The organism is Amphritea sp. GJ51-11 (assembly GCF_055808735.1).
On sequence record NZ_CM147881.1, the window covers coordinates 1152348 to 1169350 of the forward strand.

General features: G+C 49.4%; 19 protein-coding genes. 13 read left to right on the top strand and 6 right to left on the bottom strand.

Annotated elements, in window-relative coordinates; genetic code table 11:
• Positions 1–24: 24 nt before the first annotated feature.
• Together AC0L4K_RS05010 and AC0L4K_RS05015 are read right to left on the bottom strand one after the other, a co-directional pair.
• Positions 25–621, bottom strand: coding sequence for a LysE family translocator (locus tag AC0L4K_RS05010; RefSeq protein ID WP_473268438.1), 597 nt, complete (start codon positions 619–621; stop codon positions 25–27).
• A gap of 126 nt (positions 622–747) precedes the next feature.
• On the bottom strand, positions 748–1659 hold the full coding sequence (locus tag AC0L4K_RS05015; RefSeq protein ID WP_473268439.1) for a LysR family transcriptional regulator: 912 nt from the start codon (positions 1657–1659) through the stop codon (positions 748–750).
• Between the two features lie 110 nt (positions 1660–1769).
• Here AC0L4K_RS05015 and AC0L4K_RS05020 point away from each other — a divergent pair, with 110 nt between their 5' ends.
• A complete protein-coding gene (locus tag AC0L4K_RS05020) occupies positions 1770–2051 on the top strand; it encodes a peptidylprolyl isomerase (RefSeq protein WP_473268440.1) in 282 nt (93 codons plus the stop codon).
• A gap of 3 nt (positions 2052–2054) precedes the next feature.
• On the opposite strand, the gene AC0L4K_RS05025 is transcribed toward AC0L4K_RS05020, so the two are convergent.
• Positions 2055–3038, bottom strand: a complete 984-nt coding sequence (locus tag AC0L4K_RS05025) for a ChaN family lipoprotein (RefSeq protein ID WP_473268441.1) — start codon at positions 3036–3038, stop codon at positions 2055–2057.
• A gap of 77 nt (positions 3039–3115) precedes the next feature.
• Here AC0L4K_RS05025 and AC0L4K_RS05030 point away from each other — a divergent pair, with 77 nt between their 5' ends.
• Positions 3116–3352 carry a hypothetical protein gene (locus AC0L4K_RS05030; protein ID WP_473268442.1) on the top strand — a complete coding sequence of 79 codons (237 nt, stop codon included), beginning with the start codon at positions 3116–3118 and terminating at the stop codon, positions 3350–3352.
• An 8-nt stretch (positions 3353–3360) separates the two neighbouring features.
• Here AC0L4K_RS05030 and AC0L4K_RS05035 read toward each other — a convergent pair whose 3' ends face one another.
• Positions 3361–3786, bottom strand: a complete 426-nt coding sequence (locus AC0L4K_RS05035; protein ID WP_473268443.1) for a hypothetical protein — start codon at positions 3784–3786, stop codon at positions 3361–3363.
• 525 nt (positions 3787–4311) lie between these two features.
• Between AC0L4K_RS05035 and AC0L4K_RS05040 the strand changes: the two genes are divergently transcribed.
• The 11 genes from AC0L4K_RS05040 (at position 4312) to AC0L4K_RS05090 (ending at position 13351) form a co-directional block, all read left to right on the top strand.
• Complete coding sequence (locus tag AC0L4K_RS05040; RefSeq protein ID WP_473268444.1) at positions 4312–4440, top strand: hypothetical protein; 129 nt, start codon at positions 4312–4314, stop codon at positions 4438–4440.
• A 175-nt stretch (positions 4441–4615) separates the two neighbouring features.
• Positions 4616–5581: a bifunctional helix-turn-helix transcriptional regulator/GNAT family N-acetyltransferase gene (locus AC0L4K_RS05045; protein ID WP_417227905.1), complete on the top strand. Its 966-nt coding sequence runs from the start codon at positions 4616–4618 to the stop codon at positions 5579–5581.
• Entirely contained in the window at positions 5578–6333 is a 756-nt protein-coding gene (locus AC0L4K_RS05050) for an AzlC family ABC transporter permease (protein ID WP_417227906.1), read from the top strand. Before AC0L4K_RS05045 ends, AC0L4K_RS05050 begins: the two co-directional genes overlap by 4 nt.
• Positions 6326–6646 (top strand): AzlD domain-containing protein, encoded by a 321-nt coding sequence (locus tag AC0L4K_RS05055; RefSeq protein WP_417227907.1) that lies wholly within the window; start codon positions 6326–6328, stop codon positions 6644–6646. The genes AC0L4K_RS05050 and AC0L4K_RS05055 overlap by 8 nt, the downstream gene beginning before the upstream one ends.
• 242 nt (positions 6647–6888) lie before the next feature.
• Positions 6889–9243, top strand: a complete 2355-nt coding sequence (gene hypF, locus AC0L4K_RS05060) for a carbamoyltransferase HypF (RefSeq protein WP_473268445.1) — start codon at positions 6889–6891, stop codon at positions 9241–9243.
• Entirely contained in the window at positions 9234–9488 is a 255-nt protein-coding gene (locus AC0L4K_RS05065) for a HypC/HybG/HupF family hydrogenase formation chaperone (protein ID WP_417227909.1), read from the top strand. Before hypF ends, AC0L4K_RS05065 begins: the two co-directional genes overlap by 10 nt.
• Positions 9485–10633 carry a hydrogenase formation protein HypD gene (gene hypD / locus AC0L4K_RS05070; RefSeq protein ID WP_473268446.1) on the top strand — a complete coding sequence of 383 codons (1149 nt, stop codon included), beginning with the start codon at positions 9485–9487 and terminating at the stop codon, positions 10631–10633. Before AC0L4K_RS05065 ends, hypD begins: the two co-directional genes overlap by 4 nt.
• Positions 10634–10721: 88 nt before the next feature.
• Positions 10722–11768, top strand: a complete 1047-nt coding sequence (hypE, locus tag AC0L4K_RS05075) for a hydrogenase expression/formation protein HypE (RefSeq protein ID WP_473268447.1) — start codon at positions 10722–10724, stop codon at positions 11766–11768.
• Between the two features lie 223 nt (positions 11769–11991).
• Complete coding sequence (locus AC0L4K_RS05080; protein ID WP_473268448.1) at positions 11992–12234, top strand: hypothetical protein; 243 nt, start codon at positions 11992–11994, stop codon at positions 12232–12234.
• A 184-nt stretch (positions 12235–12418) separates the two neighbouring features.
• Positions 12419–12892 carry a redoxin family protein gene (locus tag AC0L4K_RS05085; protein WP_473268449.1) on the top strand — a complete coding sequence of 158 codons (474 nt, stop codon included), beginning with the start codon at positions 12419–12421 and terminating at the stop codon, positions 12890–12892.
• 57 nt (positions 12893–12949) lie between these two features.
• Positions 12950–13351 carry an SMI1/KNR4 family protein gene (locus AC0L4K_RS05090; RefSeq protein ID WP_417227914.1) on the top strand — a complete coding sequence of 134 codons (402 nt, stop codon included), beginning with the start codon at positions 12950–12952 and terminating at the stop codon, positions 13349–13351.
• A 561-nt stretch (positions 13352–13912) separates the two neighbouring features.
• Here the strand turns inward: AC0L4K_RS05090 and AC0L4K_RS05095 are convergent.
• On the bottom strand, positions 13913–14686 hold the full coding sequence (locus tag AC0L4K_RS05095) for a hypothetical protein (protein ID WP_473268450.1): 774 nt from the start codon (positions 14684–14686) through the stop codon (positions 13913–13915).
• Positions 14687–15683: 997 nt separating this feature from the next.
• Positions 15684–16877, bottom strand: a complete 1194-nt coding sequence (locus AC0L4K_RS05100; protein WP_473268451.1) for a YbfB/YjiJ family MFS transporter — start codon at positions 16875–16877, stop codon at positions 15684–15686.
• Positions 16878–17003: the final 126 nt, after the last annotated feature.

Below are 17003 nucleotides of genomic sequence, written 5' to 3' on the forward strand. Positions count from 1 at the left end.
TGCACTTGCCATTATTGACTGGGGTTAACCTAACCCCAGTTTGATGCCTAGCAGTATTAAGCCGCCGCCGATAACCCGTTCGATTGATGTCCGCACCCGTTTAAGGGGCGCCTGCACCGCTGGCCGGGTGAGCAGCAGAATGAGAATACTCAACCAAGAGAACTCCACTAATACCGGTGTTGCACAATATAGCAGCTGCATCCATAGGCTGGAAACTTCGGCGACCACATGACTGAAAATCGCCACGAACATAATTAAGATCTTTGGATTGAACAGGCTGACCATCATCCCGGCGATGAACGGGTGACGGTTGTTGCCTTGATCGTCTTCTGCATCGTCGCTGGAGCGGGTGGCTATATAGACGATCCCCAGATAGATCAGATAGGCACTGCCCAGCCAACGAATCGCACTGTAGAGCACGGGGGTCTGTTCAATCAGGGCGGCGAGGCCAATAACGGACAGCAGCACATGAATCGCCAATGCTGTGGCTAAGCCTGCCGCCGTAATAAAGCCGGTGGCCAGCGAGCCCTGCAATGTATTGCGTAAAATAATTGCCGTGTTAGCGCCCGGTAACATCGCGCCTAGCAGCATGATGCCGGCAAAGATTAGCCATTCAGTCATTGTATCTATCATCCCTTAGTGAACGGCAGCGATTGTATGCTTCGTCAGAGGTGGCGGCGAATGCTGAATATGGATATAGGTCATCAGTTTTTGGTATGACCATATTAAGCGCTATTGGCGCCCGTGTTAGTAGGCCTGGGTGCGGAGGCTATCCAGCATTCGCTCCCGCAGATAGCGGTGTGCCGGGTCGCCTTGTAGCCGTTGGTGCCAGATCAAATAGTAGTGGCTGGTGGGGATGTTGATTTGTGGCGGAAGCGGTTGGGTGATCAAGCCATATTCTGGGCCGAGCCGAAGGGCGATATGGGTGGGCAGTGTGAGGATATAACCCGCTTGCCGGGTGATCGCCATTGCCGAGTGAATAAAGGGCACGGTTAGCTTCATCTGCCGTTGACGATTGAGCTGACTAAGGGCTTCATCGACCGCGCGGATCTTATCGCCACCGGCGCTGATGCCAATATGGTCGGCACGGGTGTAATCGTTTAATGAGATCTCTTGGCCCGCCAGTGGGTGCTCGCGGTTGACCAAACAGCTATAGCCACCGCTACCGAGCTGTTTACCATAGATATCATCGGGCACAGTGTCCAGAATACAGGCGGCTAAATCGATACGGCCTTGGCGTAGCGCTTCCATCATACCGGGGTGCCAGAGATGGAAATGCAGACTGATGCCTGGGGCATCCTGTTGTAACTTGGCTAGCAGCGGCGGCATCAGATCATGGGTAATAAAATCGGTGGTGGCGATATTAAATTCGCCATGATAACCGGCGGGTTCAAACTGGCTAGGAATCAAGAGGCTTTCAAGGTGATTGAGTGCATCCGGTAGCTGGGTCCAGAGCTGTTCGCCTCTGGGGGTTAGGTGCATCGCATTGCCTACCCGGACCATTAGGGTGTCTTGAAAGATCTCTCTTAATTGGCTGAGATTTCGGCTCATGGCCGGTTGAGTAATATGCTGCGCGGTTGCAGCGGCGGTGACGCTTTTGAGCTGTAGCAGGTAATACAGCGAGATAAGCAGATTAAGATTGATGCGAGAGAGTTCCATCGGCTAAGCATATCAGTAATAGTTATAACGTCAATCCTCTCTTCGGGGTTGCAGTGACTAACGAAAAAAGAGATCCTGTCGGCACAATTAACATAGAGGTGGAATTTTTTATGGCACGTGCAACGGCCCGACATATTTTGGTAAGCAATGAAGTTCAGTGCGCTGATCTTAAATCACAGATTGAAGCGGGCGCTGAATTTGCAGAGCTGGCAAAACAGCACTCTAGCTGCCCGTCAGGTGGTCAAGGTGGCGATCTGGGTAGCTTTGGTCCAGGTCAGATGGTTCCTGAGTTCGATAAGGTGGTTTTCTCTGCACCTGTCGGTGAGGTTCAAGGCCCGGTTAAGACTCAGTTTGGCTACCACCTGTTGGAAGTCACCAGCCGCGAAGACTAATCGCTAGTCTTCGCTTTGCTGATGAGACTGCTGCTGCAGTGATGCGCAGTAGTCTTTTTCAGCAGATCTACCGGTAAACCAAAGGTAATCGGCCATACCCGCGTAGGGGGCAATCGCCGCTTCGATGGTATTGTGATGCATGTCGATTTCAACCAGCAGAATAGAGGCCACCGCGGCTGCGCTTCGTTGCTGTAAATGTAAAGGGACACCCGTGTCTTTACGCGCATGAAAGCTACCGGCAATCAGGATCGCTTGCCTCTTATCCCCAAGGTTTTCGCTTAACGCATAGGCCATGCTGGCATCCCGGCTAAGCTGAATCTGCGTCATGGGCCCCACCTGATCCAAAGGGATCATTTGACAGTGACTGTCGTAGACCTGCTGTTGAATCGTTGCTTGAATGGCTGCGGGTATCGTTTTGACCGTTGCGAGGCGTGGCTGTTCGGCAAGAGTATTCTGATAAATCTGCATAATCAGCGGTTTGCTTATATTCCCTGCGTTGAGTTGATTATGATCCTTGAGTGCTGCGCTGATGAGTGGGCCATAATCCTGCCATGGCCAACTGCGATCATTCCAGTGGAGTGTGGTTTGGATCTGCTCGTCGCTGCTATGAGCCGATAACTGATCAATATGTTCAGCTTGGGCTTCATCTAGCATCTCTAGCACTAAACGGGTGTTTTTGCCCTGCTGTAAGCTCTTGAGCAGCTGTAACTCACGCTGATGGTGTTCCGGGTTGTCATGTTTCTCCCCCAATAGAATAAAGCGACGGCTTTTTAACTGATCCAGCAGTTGGGGATAACTAAGCGGCTGCCCCGTGGCCATCGAGATAATCTTGCCAGTGAGAGGGTGGCTAATGGCTGCCGAGAGAGAGGGTGACTCAGGCGCGGCTTCCGATTGTGTGCTATTCGACAGGCAGCCAGCGCTTAATAGGGCCGTAGTGATCAATGCGAGTGAGATTATTTGCTTTTTAATGCGTTGTTTTAGATACATTTTGACCTGTCCCCTTTTCAGTTGCTCAGTGCTGGGGTAACGTTATAGAAAAGTACAGTGTGAAGGAGAAACATAACATGAAATCAGGCATTAAAGTGAGTATTCGCAAGAAAGGCGAGCAGGTTGAGGGTATTGATTCCGAGCTGCAGCAGCGCATTGAAGAAGCGGTGCATTTCGTCCAAGGTCTGAGCAAGAAAGGCGAAAATGTTAAACAGATGATGGAGAAGCTGAACGAGCATAACCATAAGCATCCGGATGGCTCGGATTGGAGTTATGACTCGCTACATGACTTTATCGCAGAGCATCATATCTAAACCCTTTACTAAAGAGGGTTGCAGCTGATGGGCGGAAAGTCAGCGGCATGCAGCCTGATCCATTCGATGGCCGCTTGTTCATGGTTGAGTGAGCGGCCATTGCGTTGTTGTTGTAAACGATAACTTTCAATCTGGCAGACCTGCTCCATCATTCTGACCGAATAGGCCTGTTCCGGGTCATCAAAACCGATGCCGAGTAAAAACCGAGACTGTTGTTTTCGGCACCAGATCACCTGACCGGAAGCGGTTAAGGTGGACGGTAAGTGTTTGAAATAGATATCGATGGAGAGGCCGGGAGGAATATAGCGTTCCCAGAGGCAGCTCAGTCCACCGGGACTGAATACGCTGCTTTTCTGCCCTCGGGACCGTCGATTTTTTGCCGTGCGCAGCAGAATCGGAATATCGATGGGGTGATGTAAATAGTGTTTAGGCATAAATCACCTTTCAGCGGTGCGCTAACCTGTGAAGCTAAGGCGTTTGCGAGAGCCTAGATTTCTCAGATTGTCTTACAGTTGCGCTAGCGCTGATGTTTAGCGGCTAATATCATAATCCCTAACGGTAATAATCCTATTTGCGTGACGATAAAGGTGTTATCGGCGCTTCACTGGCAGTATTTAATGATTTCGTCAGTATTCTTCTATCCAGTGCCATCCTTTACGTTTATTCGTCGTCTTTAGATCTAAGCAGCCTGCGCTAATAATGCTGTGTTAAATCAAGGCGGCTATCATCCGCAAGTACCCGCTAATCAAGTCAACATGTCTTTCAATCGAAGCGTTAAAAAACTTCAGGGCGTGTCAATGGTGACAAAAAACTTGTCATAAGTGACAGCAGTTGAGGGTGTTCATCGCTGATGAAATCGAGCGATATTTTTTAACTTATTGAAATAAAAGGACTTGTATATATTGGCTCTGTTTATGCTTAGTAGATAGTAACGCACAAACATAGTTGGAGAATGACTCATGGTACATCAAGAGCAAGAGCAAAATGTTGAGATGATCGGTATTGCAGCAACTATTGCAATGGTTGTGGGGGGTCTGGTGGTAGGCATTTCACCCATGCTAGTACAGGTTGCTATGTTGGTATTCTGATCGTTTTAGGCACCTTCAACCGGCTGGTTAAGCAGCGTCTTCCTTCCAGCGAGTAAACCAGCCATTAGGAGGATTCCATAATCCTCCTTTTTTATAGTAATATGCGTAACTAGTTACGTAATTAGTTTTGGTTGTGTTTTATGTGCTGCTTGATACAGCGGAAAAGGTTGGGTCTATGGATTACATGAAAAGTTTTGGCAGCCTGTCGCTCGGCAGTCGGCTAAAGCGGCTGTCCGATAAATTAGTGCAAGATGTGATTCGGCTCTATCAAAGTCAGGGTATTGAGCTTAATCCGAGTTTTTTTCCGTTGTTTAATATGTTGCATCAACAGGGGCCGATGACCGTTACCGAAGCGGCTGAAAAGCTGGCGGTGAGCCATCCGGCGATCAGTAAAATTGCCGGTAAGATGCAGCAGCAGGGCTGGCTGAGCAAAACAGTAGATCCTGATGATGAAAGGCGACAGTTATTGGCGTTAACGCCACAGAGTGACGCTTTGTTAGAGCAGATAGCGCCCGTATGGCAGGCGATTGAAAATCACCTAGACGGATTGATTTGTGCTCAGCAATACCCGCTACTGGATTCGTTGGCCGAGTTTGAAACTTTACTCAATGAGCAGGGGTTCTATGAACCGGTATTGCAACAGTTAACAAGACGTCATGACAGTGAACAAGTGGTTATTTCGGGCTGGGATGATGGTTATCGCGAAGCCTTTAAACGGCTCAACTTGGCTTGGTTGACGCGCTATTTTGATGCTGAGCTGACCCCAAGGGATTCTGAGGCATTAGACAATCCTGAGGGTTACTACCTTGCTCGGGGCGGCTACATCTGGTTTGCCCGCCATCAAGCGGATAATAAAGTGGTTGGTTGCGTTGCACTGGCGCGGCATAGCGATGGTCAGTATGAAATTTCTAAAATGGGGGTGGATGATGCTTGGCAGGCGGTTGGTGTGGGGCGGCGGTTATTGCTGACGGCACTGGATAAGGCGCGCGAGTTAGGCGCGTCAGAAGTGTTTCTGGAAACCTCCAGTAAGCTTGAAAGGGCGCTGCAGCTATATCGTAATTTGGGATTTAGACAGGTCGCTCATCCGGCTGGGAACTCCTATTACAGTAGAGCCGATATCTATATGAGGTTAAGTTTGTGACTAGTCAGACCCAGGTCAACCAGGATCTACGTGCGATTCAGAGACGTGAGATGTTGGGTGGTGCTAAGGCGACCATCCCCTTGATTATTGGCGCCATCCCTTTTGGCATTATTTTTGGCACTTTGGCCGGCCCAAGCGGTTTATCGGCTTGGGGGGCGCTGGCGATGTCGGTGATTGTGTTTGCCGGTTCAGCCCAGTTTATTGCATTAGGGTTAATGGCGGCAGGGGCCGCGGTACCAGTAATTATTGCCACGACCTTTGTGGTTAATCTACGGCATATTCTCTATGCCGCTAACCTTGTACCCAAGGTGGCTCATCTGCCCCATCGTTGGCGGGTGATGATGGCCTTTGGTTTGACCGATGAAACCTTTGCTGCCGTCAGTAATCGTTTTATGCTGCAGCAAAACACCGAGCATGCGCACTGGTTTTATCTCGGTTCTTGGTTGGCGATGTATGGTAATTGGATACTCTGCACTGGTTTGGGTATTGCTTTAGGAGAGCTGTTTCCGGATATGATGGATTGGGGATTAGATTTTGCTATGTCGGTCACCTTTATCGGCATGGTGGTGCCCTATCTGAAAACCAAGCCGATGTGGGGAGCGGTGATTGTCTCTGGGGCGATCGCTATGGCTACTATCGGTATGCCTCACAAGCTGGGTTTAATCGTTGCGGCGTTGTGCGGAATCGCAACCGGCTTATCATTTCATCTCTTATTGAAGCGCTGTTCTGCACAGGAGACCCGCGATGACTGAAGTGTTGCTGATCGTCGGTATGTTCATGGCCACCTTTAGTGTTCGCTATGTGTTATTTGCCGTTGCGGGTAAGGTGCGTTTTCCGCCTTGGTTAACAACCGGATTGAGCTTTGTGCCGCCGGCGGTGTTAACCGCCATTATCGTGCCTGCGGTGCTATTACCTCGGGGTGAACTGTGGCTAAGATTTGATAATCCTTGGTTGTTGGCCGGGGTGTTTGCCGCACTGGTCGCTTTTTGGCGTCGGGATCTATTGACCACCATCGTGCTGGGTATGCTCTGCTTTATGCTGCTTCGCTTTGGCCTAGGGCTATAGGTTTTACAGTATGACCGGGTGTTGTATGGCGAGGCGAGTAGCGATAATCGATTAACCGGTTAGGTGGAATACTGTATAGCTGCTTTCCATTAAATCTTAGGGCTCAAGCTGTAACCCTCCCCGTTACAGCGCTTCATGGGGTATATTCAGTAGGTTGGCATATAACTTGTAATATAACAGGTAGCTAGATAACAGGGCTTTTAATAAAGCCAATACGAGAGCCAGTATTAGAACCTACATCGATGCAGCAGGGGCGGGTTATCAATATTTCAGCGGTTAATATTCGGATTAGTGGCCAGGTGCAGGGGGTTGGTTTTCGTCCCTTTGTGTATAACCTTGCCCGCCGTCTGAAGCTGAAAGGAACGGTCGCTAATTCAGCCTTCGGGGTGGACATCTCTGTTGCAGGGCCGGCGGCAGCGTTGGCTCAGTTTCAGCAGTTGCTCGTCAGTGAGCCGCCGCCGATGGCGTTGATCGATCAGTTACTGGTTGAATCTGCCGCTGCTCAAGCGTATTCAGACTTTTCCATTATTGAAACACAGCAGGGGCCTTTAACGGTGGCGGCTACCCCGGATGCTAATGTTTGTTCCGCCTGCCTGCATGAGCTGTTTGATGCCGCAGACCGCCGTTACCTCTATCCCTTTATTAACTGCACCCATTGTGGCCCACGTTATAGCATTATTCGCGCACTACCTTACGATCGAGCGTTTACAACCATGGCTGATTTCGCCCTCTGTCAGCCTTGTAAGCAGGAATATAGCACCCCGACCCATCGCCGCTTTCATGCTCAACCTAATGCCTGCGCAGAGTGTGGGCCGCAGCTGAGTTTTGCTAACGCAGAGGGGGCGTTACAACCGGGCGACCCGATCGAGGCCGCCATAGAATTGATTGAGCAGGGCTTAATTGTTGCGGTGAAAGGGATCGGCGGGTTCCACCTGCTCTGTGATGCCCGTAATCCCGAAGCCGTGGTACGACTTCGACAGCGTAAACAACGGCCCGTTAAGCCGTTTGCGGTGATGGGGTTAAACTCTCCATCTTTGGCGGCCATTGTGCAGTTGAATGATGTCCGTGAGCATCGGTTACAGGCGCAGGATGCTCCGATCGTGCTCTGCCCTGCGACCACTGAGCTACCCACCGATATTGCACCGGGGCTAGCGTGGTGTGGCGTAATGCTACCCCATACACCGTTACACTATCTGCTGCTGCATCGCTTATGTGGTGCGCCGACAGGAGAGGATTGGTTAACCCAACCGCAGTCACCTCTTTTAGTGATGACCAGCGCCAACGGCCGGGGGAATCCGCTGGTCACTGATAATCAGCAAGCACTCCTTGAGTTGCAAGGTATTGCTGATGGTTTTGTGCTGCATAACCGGGATATTCGTATCCGTTGTGATGATTCGGTAGTCAATGGGTTAGCGGATGACATGCCCTTGATTCGTCGGGGTCGCGGATTGGCACCGCAGGTTATACGTTTACCGCAAAGCGGCCCATCGACGCTGGCGGTGGGGGCGTTTTATAAGAATACCCTCTGTGTTACCCAAGGCGATAAAGCCTATGTGTCCCAGTATATTGGTGATTTGGATAATCCCGATTGTTGTCAGGCATTAGCCGAACTGACCGAGCATCTAATTCAGTTATTAGAGATCACGCCAGAGCAGGTGGTGTGTGATCTACACCCGGATTTTTACAGCAGCCGATTTGCTCGGGAATATGCCAGTCAGCATAAGATTCCGTTGTACTCTGTGCAGCATCATCATGCGCATATCGCCTCGGTGATGGCAGAGCAGGGCTTGCGTGAGCCCGTATTGGGGTTGGCTCTCGATGGATTAGGATTAGGTATCGACAATCAGCTCTGGGGTGGCGAACTGCTCTATGTGGATGGTCATCAATACCGGCGTTTAGGTCATCTGCCTGAACAGCTTATTCCCGGTGGTGATCGGGCGGCCAGAGAGCCTTGGCGCTCGGCCGCTGCGGTGTTGTATCAGCTACAACGGGGTGATGAGATTATCAGTCGTTTTAATCAGCCGGCAGCGATCACGGTTAAGCAGATGTTGCAGCAACAGTTTAATTGCCCGCCAACCAGCAGCGCCGGGCGTCTCTTTGATGCGGTGGCATCGTTGTTGGGTATTTGTCATATCAACAGCTTTGAAGCGGATGCCGCGATGCAGCTTGAAGCCTGTGCTTACCGTTATCTGCAGCAACATGATTGGCCTGATCTACCGCCGATGATCGACTTGAGTACCACCGGCCAACCATTGCTGCAGCCTTTACTGGCGAGGTTAGCCGATGTGCAAGACCCTGAGTGGGGAGCCGCATTGTTTCACCGTCAATTGATTGATGGCTTAAGCCGATGGGTTATACAACATCAAGGCAGTACTCGGCTTGCTGTGGTGTTAGCGGGCGGCTGTTTTCTCAATCAGTTGTTACGAGAAGGGCTCACCGAGCAGTTACAGCAGGCGGGGCTGAGGGTTTACAGTGCAGCATTGCTACCCTGCAATGATGCCGGTATTAGCCTAGGGCAAGCGCAGATCGCGCAGCTTTTGGCGAATGACAATAATAAAGACAAGCAAGTGGCAAAGGGGTTATTCCAATGTGTTTAGCAATACCCGTAGAGGTGGTTGAGATTATCGATGATGATACGGCCATCGCCGATATTGGTGGCGTGCGTAAAACGATCAATGTTGCGCTGATTGCCGATCTACTCGTAGGTGATTATGTGATCCTGCATGTCGGTTATGCGTTGAATAAAATCGACCCAGAAGAGGCTGCCAAAACCCTAGCACTGTTTGCTGAACTGGGTGAGTTGGATGCGGCAATGGATGACAATCAGCAGGTGATCTCATGAAGTATGTCGAGGAGTACCGGGATGGCAAAATGGCCCGCGAGATTGCCGAGCGGATTCGTCAGGAGGCGCTGCCGACGCGGGAGTATAACTTGATGGAGTTTTGTGGCGGCCATACCCACGCGATCTTCCGCTACGGTATTCCGGACCTGCTGCCGGATAATGTCAACATGATCCATGGTCCTGGCTGTCCAGTGTGTGTCTTGCCCATCAGTCGCTTGGATACCGCTATCGAACTGGCCGTGACCCATGGGGTTATTCTCTGCTCCTATGGCGATATGATGCGGGTGCCGGGTTCGCGTAAACGTAATCTATTAAAAGCTCGGGCGGCCGGGGCCGATGTGCGCATGGTCTATTCCTGCATGGATGCCTTAAAACTGGCGCAGGATAACCCCGATAGAGAGGTGGTGTTCTTTGCCATCGGCTTTGAAACGACAACGCCACCGACGGCTTTGGTGATTCATCAGGCGAAGCAGCTGGGGCTGACCAACTTCACGGTTTTCTGTAACCATGTGCTCACCCCCGCTGCCATCAGCAGCATTCTCGATTCCCCAGAAGCGGGCGAGTTAGGTTTGTTATCCTTAGATGGTTTTGTTGGCCCGGCGCATGTTAGCACCGTTATCGGTAGCCAACCCTACGAGCGCTTTGCCACTGATTACAACAAGCCGATTGTGATTGCCGGTTTCGAACCCTTGGATCTGCTGCAAGCGATTTTGATGCTGATCCGACAGTTGAACGATGGGCGCGCCGAGGTTGAAAACGAGTTTTCCCGGGCGGTCACCCGGCACGGCAATGAGCGTGCCAAGGATATTGTCGCTAAAACCTTTGAAGTGCGTGATGCTTTTGAGTGGCGCGGCCTAGGCTTTGTGCCTCACAGCGCCTTGAAAATTCGACCGGAGTTTGCTCAGTTTGATGCAGAACTTCGTTTTCCAGTTGATTACCATAGCTCTGCTGAAAATGCCGCCTGCCAGTGTGGCGCGATCCTGCATGGGGTGAAATCGCCCCGCGATTGCACTCTATTTGGCGGTGCTTGTACCCCAGAAAATCCATTAGGCCCCTGTATGGTCTCCAGTGAGGGCGCCTGTGCAGCGTATTATAGTTATGGTCGCCACCAAGAATCGCTAATCGTCACCGATAATGCCGAATAAAGAGCAACTTAGCTGAATTGAATACGCTCGGCGTAGTTAAGCGCACTAGGTTAAATCAGTACGCCGTGTGAGAAAGGGTTTACATACCATGACCAAACAAACTGAATACAGTCATCCTCTCGATTTACAACATGGCCGGGTTGAAATGGCCCACGGCGGTGGCGGTAAAGCGATGGCGCAGTTGATAGACCAGCTGTTTCTACAATCTTTTTCTAACCCTTGGTTAGAGCAGATGAATGATCAAGCCTGTTTTGATCTGCCGCCGGGACGAGTAGTGATGGCGACCGATAGCCATGTGATCTCACCGTTATTTTTCCCCGGCGGTGATATCGGGGCGCTGTCTGTCCATGGTACGGTTAATGATGTCGCCATGTCCGGTGCTGTACCTAAATTTCTTTCTGCCGGTTTTATTTTAGAAGAAGGTTTCCCTTTGGCGGATCTTCAGCGCATTGTTATTTCCATGGCACATGCGGCAGAAGCCGCCGGTGTCGCCATTGTGACCGGTGATACCAAAGTGGTGGAGAGAGGTAAAGGCGATGGATGCTTTATCAATACCACTGGTATCGGTGTAGTACCTGAAGGGCTTAACTTGTCGGGTAACCGAGTGCAACCGGGGGATAAAGTACTGCTGTCCGGCACCTTAGGGGATCACGGTGTTGCCATCATGTCACTGCGCGAAGGGCTAACCTTTGAAACCTCTATCGAATCCGATAGCCAAGCGCTGCACGACCTCGTCGCCGCCATGGTAACCGAAGTCCCCGACATCAACTGTATGCGTGATCCAACCCGGGGTGGGCTGGCCGCGACCCTGAATGAAATCGCCCAAAGCAGCGGGGTAGGCGTGTCCATCGCTGAAACAAATATTCCGATTAAGCCGCAGGTTAGCGCCGCCTGTGAGTTTCTTGGGCTCGATCCGCTCTACGTTGCCAATGAAGGCAAGCTGGTCGCCTTCTGCCCGGCGGGTAAGGCAGAACAGTTATTAGCTATCATGCGGCAGCATCCGCAAGGTGCAGAAGCCGCCATCATTGGTGAGGTGACCGCCGACCCCCTCAAGTTTGTACAGATGGAAACGGTGTTTGGTGGCAAGCGAATGGTGGATTGGATATCGGCTGAGCAACTGCCTCGCATCTGCTGAGGCTTTGCATGGAAACGGCATGTTGCGTTTACGCTCGTTCGTGTAAGAGCGCTACAGGTCACTCGCTAAGCCTTGCCTGCCGATCCGCTGATAACACCTTGCAGAATCCTGCTGGCGATGAGGCGACACTTGAATAGCGACGTTCAACTGGCCGGCATTGAAGGGTTGATAATCTGCTATTGTTGATAGAGATTTTAGTTGTTGTACTGCTATTGGAGGGGATATGAAATTCATCATATTGATGATTGTGTTATTGGTTGTCGGGTTGCTGAGCATGCAGCAGATGGCGCCAAAGGAAGCCCCGTTAAGATCGATGGAACAGGATTCTACCCATTCAACTTCAGATATTCCCAAAATTCCGACGCGTCCCGATGAGGTTAAGCAGTTTGCTGATGATATTAATCATTACGTTCAGCAAGAGGCAGCCAAAAGAGCGGTGATGCTGGAAGAAGCAGAAAAACACTAATATCGGCGGATCACCGGGTTTATCTTAGCCGGCTGATGCTGGATTTTCAGCCGCAATGCTTCCGTTAGCTAGGTGCTGCTTGGGTTCTGTTTCGCTTTCTTTATGCAATAAAATACTGGATGATCTGCTTCTATGCAGTATCGGTGTAACTATGCACTCAATAACATCTCTATAGGTAACGGTTATGATTCAAGTAGGCGATAAAATTCCGGCTATCAGTGTTAGCACTATCTTCGCGGGTGAAACAGCGGCGGTGAGCACTGAGCAACTTTTTGCGGGTAAGAAAGTAGTGTTGTTTGCGTTACCCGGCGCGTTTACGCCGACCTGTTCGTCATCCCATCTGCCGGGGTACATTGTTAAGGCGGATGATATTTTAAGTAAAGGCGTTGATCTGATTGCTTGTCTTTCTGTTAACGATGCTTTTGTGATGAAAGCTTGGGCCGAGTCGCAAAATGCTGAGCAGATTACTATGGTGGCTGATGGCGGTGCCGAGTTAACCAAGGCGCTAGGACTGGAGATGGATAGCGGTTCGTTTGGTGGTGTGCGTTCACGTCGCTATGCAATGATTGTTGAAGATGGCGTAGTCACCGCCCTCAATATTGAAGAGCCTAAAACCTTTGAAGTCAGTAGTGCCGAAGCTATACTTGAATTGCTCTGAAACGATTCAGTTTAGTATTTTGTCAGTGATCAATACGTAAAGGTTTGTGGAAGAATTATGCAAGATGTAATTGATGCGATACGTGACGCTAATATTGATGTTGTGACTCCTTTAGAACTGCCGGATTTTGATGATGTCGTGGCGGCAGAGGAAGAGATCTGTGTACCGCTTTATCCGGATTTCAAAGAGTTTCTCTTGACGGTGAGTGATGTTGTCTGTGGCTCTATAGAGCCGGTGACCGTGGCTGACCCATCATCCCATACGCATCTGCCGGAAGTGGCGGCTTATGCTTGGTCGATTGGTCTGTCCCGTGAGCACACGCCGATCTGTGCTCATGACGGGGGCTTTTATGCGGTCACGATTGAGGGTGCCGTGGTTTACTGGACACCGGAGAGTGGTGAAATAGAGGAGTGGACAACAGTTTGGGAGTGGGCTAGGGAAGTTTGGCTAGTTAGTTGATTTATATGTATTATTCAATGAAAAACGGCTCCTAGGAGCCAAGCCAATGGCATCTGGGGTGCATATAGTGCCTGTAATTTGGTTATCAATTTGATAAAGCCCTTGCATCTATTAATGCTAGGGCTTTATTGTTTTTGCCTCGATTTTATGGAGCTAAAGTTATTAAGATTTAATGCTTTTAGTTGATGATATCCGTAACTCGAACCTTTCCCTTCGCTAGTCCTAATCGCTCCGCAGAGGCATAATATGACTTATCGAGCAGATCGTTTGTCTGTACTTGTCCTCCTGACGGCGCTCACTGCGATGGCCCTACTCCTCATTGGTTTACCTTAGAAACTACAAAGCTGCATCTCAAATATCAATGTAATAGAGTGAAAAATAGACGCGTTGCTTTCTTTTTTTCTTAGGTAAAAGAGGAGTTCAGACAAGGTGTCGGATTTCACCACTTCAGTGGTGAAGAAGCATTCGTCTGCTTCAACGCCTTTTTACTGAAATGAACTATCATGATGTTTAAATTTGTGGGGATACCTCAGGCTTTGGCCCCTTTAATTCACTTTGACTCTATGTTTCACTCATATATTTGTAGGTAGCTACGGCGCGTTCAGGATTAGGTGGTACAAATTGGACATTAAAAAAACAATGCCCTCCACCAAAACACGTTTCTTTAAACACCTGAAAAAATCCTTTGTAGATGGACCGCCTTGAAAAACGGTCTATATCTGTCCGACCAAATCCACTTTCAAATTGTTTAAGTCCGCCAAACTTGTAAGACCCTAATCTGCTAATCAATGGAACAGAAATCATCCTCCCTTCGGATTCGAAGGTATCGTATCGAATTGTCACCAACGACAAATCTTCCTCGATCGATAGATCCCACGGAACGCTTATGCTCAAAAAGAATATTTGTTGATCGGTTTCTCTATTCTCCATAAAGGATAAGAAATTCTGATCATGCACTTCAATAGCGCCAGGAGGGTCTGCCTTAGTTACAGTTGCATCTTCTGGAATCTGTAGGTTATAAGACTCGTAGGCGCGTACTTCTAACTGAATCGGTATAACTGTTGGCGAATATAGATATGTTAATACGAAGACCGCCATGGCACCGCCGGCCCTTAAAGTAAATCCTTTGCCTTTCCAGTCGAGGTAAAGAAAACCGGGTATGACCGCTGCCAACACAGAAACCGCTAAGCTTAGAACAGTCCTGATCAATATGACTAAATTTGGATCAGAGAAAGGTTCGTTCCTTACCAGTAAATATGCAACAAGAGATATGAGTAAGAATGACAATGCGAATACAGTGATCTTTTCCCAAGTTGCAGGTTTGTATGAGGTCATCGAATCTTCCATATTGGTTTGTTGATCTAATGCTTTACTAAGCGGGAATAAAATTAGCGAGGAACGAGCAAAAGCGACCTCGTCAATAATTCAATGTAACTGCCAAGTTTAAATGAAACCCCTCAACCAGTCTTCAAATTCAATCATAAATCGAGTTGGTGCGGGCTTCCAGTTTTAATTCTTTTGGCCTGCTACTGGTGTTTGGGAACAGATGGGAAATACAGTGCCATGATTAGCTCGCTTCATTGAAATATTTCCGGGGCCTACGTACACGTCCAACATAGTCCCAAGCCAATCTCTTCTACCAACTTAATCCAGGGTGTTTAAAGCCTGCGTCGGTGACAATGGTAGGCTTGGTGTTACTTGGAAGGAGCGCTTTGAGCATTACCAGAAAACGTTGATGAGTCTGAGGTTTCTCTTTGGTTTCAAGACCATGTACTTCCTTATATAAAGTCAACGCCCGCCCTGCAAATGCCACAGCATCTCTGAACAGAAAATGTTCTTTTCGTCCATCTAAATCTGACCTGTCTACACTGATGACAGAGCGTCTTTTTCCCGTAAAGAAGCGACACATATAAGTAGAGAGCGACTCTTTTTGTAAGTGAGGGTTTGAAAGCGACCTATCTGAGCGTTTTATCCGAAGTTTTTCATAGACTTGGGAATGAATTCCACGCCCAATACTGGTAACAGTACAGCGACTCCCTTGCGCTAGGCTCAAGACACTGACAGCTAATGAATTTCGTCGTTTTTTTATGCATATGGGGCAGACAAACGGGATGATTTTATTCAATATAATGATCGCGTTCATAGCTCTGGTGGTAATTTGTTTTTGGCGAAATAATTGATCCCCAAGGGTTATGAACGTCCCCTTCCTAAGCTAACTACATGTTATTTATTAAAAATTCGTGAGGATATCACAGGCTTTGTCCCCTTTACTTACGCAGTGTCATGTGATGATTTGATATCACGCGGTTACTGCAAGTCGAGGTATAGTTTGTTATATCACGTTCAGGGCCATTTCCTGTTTTTCGCTGGCTTTGAGTATCAGAATCATACCGGCTCCCAGAACAGAAATAGCAGCGGCGATATAGAGTGAGTCGGCATAACTACCGCCCCTATCGGCAATGATCCCCGCAATGGCTGGCGCGCCAATCTGGGCAATACCGTATAGCAGCGTGAGTTTGCCCATCAATTTGGCCGGCTTGGTTGGGTAGAAACGCCCGGCCATGGCGAGCACTAGGCTAACGATACCGATAAAACTACCGCCATAGAGAACGGCACTGACTAATACCACCCAGAGTGTGTCATTCACGGCGGGCAGAATAATACCGATAATCTGTATTAAAAAGGCGATCAATAGGGCGTTAAGCTCTCCCTGTTGACGGGCGATCCGATCCCATAGAATCACTGCGGGTGTGGCGCTCAGACCAACAAAAATCCAGACGATTTGGCCATCTCCTTGAAGGCTTGGTTGGGCTTCGACAATAGCGACCAGAAATGTAGCGCTGATCACGTAGGCATAGCCGGCACAGAAATACATCATCCCTAACAGTAGCAACCAGCGACGGCTAGGGGGGTTATCTTTTAAAGGCACACCCGCTTTGGTTTGATGGCTGGTATCAGGGCGGGGCAGCCAGCGCCATGCTGGAATGGCGATCAATGCACCGAGAATACCTACCGTTAGCCACTGCTCATGCCAGTCCAGCCGGCCAATCATCAGTTCGCCAGCGAGACCGCTGACGATAATACCCAGACCTGCCCCGGCATAATGAATCCCCAGTTCGGGGCGATGTCCGTGACGCAGTAGCCAATTCATAATTAAACCGGCACTGATTAACATGCCGCTGGCGCTGCTTAGGCCGGAGAAAAAGCGGAGTATGCCCCAAGCCCAGATATTATCGGTAAATGCCATGGCCAGGGTGGTAATCACTGCGGTGATTAGGCCTGCGCGGTAGAGTCGATCTTTGATTTTTAAATTACCGACAGTGGCAGCGAGCAAAGCACCACACATATAGCCGATATAGTTAATGGTGGCTAGGTATCCGCCCGCTAAGTCGGTTAGACCCGCTTGCGACTGCATTTCGGGTAGCAGGGTTGTATAGCAAAAGCGAGCGATACCGATGGTTAAAATCAGCCCTAGCAGGCCTGATCCCAGCACCTTCATGTGCTGCTTGTTATCCGTTGTGTCCATTCATGCGCTGCCTATTATTGTTATAGTGATAAGCGTATATATTTATATTATTCTTTACAAACGAATTATAGAGATATAAATGTTCTCTAATTAAGAATGATTTGTTGCTGATTCGACTCGGCTATT